Origin of the sequence: Tumidithrix elongata BACA0141, assembly GCF_036349135.1 — a bacterium.
GTDB lineage: Bacteria > Cyanobacteriota > Cyanobacteriia > Pseudanabaenales > Pseudanabaenaceae > Tumidithrix > Tumidithrix elongata.
Genome location: NZ_JAZBJZ010000224.1, coordinates 1 through 2,377, shown reverse-complemented (window position 1 = coordinate 2,377; position 2,377 = coordinate 1). Strand labels below are relative to the sequence as shown.

Below are 2,377 nucleotides of genomic sequence, written 5' to 3'. Positions count from 1 at the left end.
TTACGAAGTATTCTTTGCTTCATCAGACCCCGTTGCATTTCATTCTTGAATTGGCCTACGATTATATAACTTATACTCTCAACAGGCAGGTTTCAGGTTTCTAAGTTTCGGTGGTTTCAAATCGGAACGGTGATTTTGTCCATATTTTAGGTGAAACGCGATCGCCCCTTCAACACCAAAAGTATCACGATCGCCTCTACTTCCAAAATCAAACAGCGATCGCCACTCAAGCCCTAAATTCTTGTAAGAGCGCTGTTATGATAAAAGTAAGTTATGTGCAAATTTTGATCATGAAAAACTATCGCGATCGCATACGCATCAGTCCAAATATTCGCAGTGGTAAACCATGCATAGTTAACACACGCATTGCTGTATCAGATGTGTTTGACTATCTCGGTGGTGGAATGAGCGTTGAAGAGGTATTAGATGATTTTCCTGATTTAACACTTGCAGATATTCAGGCTTGTTTTGCGTTTGCTGCCGATCGCGATCGCCGTTTGACAGTGGTTCCCTATGAAGTTACTGTTTGATGAGAATTTGTCTCCAAAATTGCCACATATATTATCTGTAGATTTTCCAGAGAGTATGCACGTTCGTGATTGTGGATTAAAGGGATTTCCTGACGAGGATGTTTGGGAATATGCGCGTGATAATGGATTTACAATAGTTTCTAAGGATTCAGATTTTTATCAACGAAGTTTGCTTTATGGACATCCGCCAAAGCTTGTCTGGCTGAGGATTGGTAATTGTAATCGCGATATTCTCGTAGCTCTAATCACTAAATATAAGGAACAAATCTATTTGCTAGATAGTAGTCCTTCTGAGTCGATATTAGTGATTTTGAGTTAAGTTGCCACTCCACAAAAAATCAAACAGCGATCGCCCCTCTCAACCCCCAAAATCACGATCGCCTTTACTTCCAAAATCAAACAGCGATCGCCTTTCTCAAAATCTCAAAGTTTTCTATGTTTAGTCTTCATCTTCTTCAGATTCAAATCCCAACCACACGAGTAAGACATCTTCTAAGTCTTCCATTTGCTCTGATGTTAGCTCTCCCAGTTTGCGTAAAAGTTTGGCATGAGGAATTGTGATGAGATTTTGTACGTCAAATGCGCCTTCTCGCAAAAATTTAGCTTTGACTTTTACCTCAAATCTGGAATCGCGCAAACTTGTTGTATGTGGAACTAGGGTTACTAATGCTCGATCCCTATCTAGTGCTGGGATACTGACAACTAAGCATGGTCTGACTTTTGCGACATAGCCAAGATCGACTAGCCATACTTCTCCACGATTGGGGCTACCCATAGGCTAACTCTTCTTCATCTAGTGTTAGAAAGATATCCTCGGCATTCAGCGTTAATTCTTCGTCAGATAATGGCTCAAAGTCTAAATAAACTGTACGCCTCAGAATTTCTGACAATAAATCTAGTCTTTCTGAGTATGTTAGGTTGTCAAAGGTGTTTAGAAGCTCTTGTACTACAGAAGTCATAGCTTTATTCCTTAATTTCTAATTACAGATTAACACGATCGCCACTCTCACCACCCAAAATCACGATCACCTCCACTTCCAAAATCAAACAGCGATCGCGCTTAACGCTTTTACTCTGGCGATCGCATTTCCAAGATCTGTTTGCTCGTACTTATGTGAAAACTGCTATAAAATTTTGTAACGGATGTTTTGGGTTTGTTGGTCGCCACATGATTCAGATGCTGCGCGAGAGGGCTTTATAAACTTCCACTTAACACCAGTTAGCAAGCTAGATTCTCTTCCCTATCGAAGTATGGGTGTGGCTTTAGCTAAAGATTAAAGATTCAACGGAAGCCACTTCAAAAGTCAAAATTATTTGAAGTGATACCCATGCAGTAATTTTGACAGCTTCCGCAAGCCATCAAATTCTCATTACAATTTTATCATCTGCAATTTCAACAAGCGTGATTTTTTTAGAAAAATGCTCTATTTTCTTGCTGTCGCCATTGCATAGGATCGCAAAAGGGCTAAATCGATTTATACGGGAAATACTTGGGGAACTATCATCATTTCTCACTGATTCGATGCAACACATATTTCCTGCAAATTCAATAATTCTTGTGCTAATTTCATAACCTTCGCAACCCAAACTGGGATACGATAATTGTCTCTCAATTAGCCTTTGATTATCAATTTCATAATAGATAGGACTGGGTCGTGTCCCTCCGCCTACCTTGACTTGGGTAATTCCACAGCAAATAATACAGTTAAGCTGTTCGACCGTTAAGCTTAGCTCGCTCCTTCCATTCTCTAACCCTTCTTGGAAAAATTCGTCAAACTTTTGTCTCAAGGAACTAAGTACAGGACAAAAGATTGAGAGCATTAGAAAAGGCATCAGCGTTGAGTTCA

The 2,377-nt window shown here is 39.8% G+C and carries 5 protein-coding genes; 2 read left to right on the top strand and 3 right to left on the bottom strand.

Annotated features, from left to right (window positions below; translation table 11 throughout):
• Nucleotides 1-290 precede the first annotated feature (290 nt).
• Nucleotides 291-530: a DUF433 domain-containing protein gene (locus V2H45_RS25480; RefSeq protein WP_330486505.1), complete on the top strand. Its 240-nt coding sequence runs from the start codon at nucleotides 291-293 to the stop codon at nucleotides 528-530.
• Nucleotides 514-849 (top strand): DUF5615 family PIN-like protein, encoded by a 336-nt coding sequence (locus V2H45_RS25475; RefSeq protein WP_330486504.1) that lies wholly within the window; start codon nucleotides 514-516, stop codon nucleotides 847-849. Before V2H45_RS25480 ends, V2H45_RS25475 begins: the two co-directional genes overlap by 17 nt.
• 120 nt (nucleotides 850-969) lie before the next feature.
• Here V2H45_RS25475 and V2H45_RS25470 read toward each other — a convergent pair whose 3' ends face one another.
• From V2H45_RS25470 to V2H45_RS25460, 3 genes are all read right to left on the bottom strand, one after another.
• Nucleotides 970-1,305, bottom strand: coding sequence for a type II toxin-antitoxin system PemK/MazF family toxin (locus tag V2H45_RS25470; RefSeq protein WP_330486503.1), 336 nt, complete (start codon nucleotides 1,303-1,305; stop codon nucleotides 970-972).
• A complete protein-coding gene (locus tag V2H45_RS25465) occupies nucleotides 1,298-1,489 on the bottom strand; it encodes a hypothetical protein (RefSeq protein ID WP_330486502.1) in 192 nt (63 codons plus the stop codon). The genes V2H45_RS25470 and V2H45_RS25465 overlap by 8 nt, the downstream gene beginning before the upstream one ends.
• Nucleotides 1,490-1,889: 400 nt before the next feature.
• Nucleotides 1,890-2,377: hypothetical protein (locus V2H45_RS25460; RefSeq protein ID WP_330486501.1), on the bottom strand; the 488-nt coding region annotated here is incomplete at its 5' end.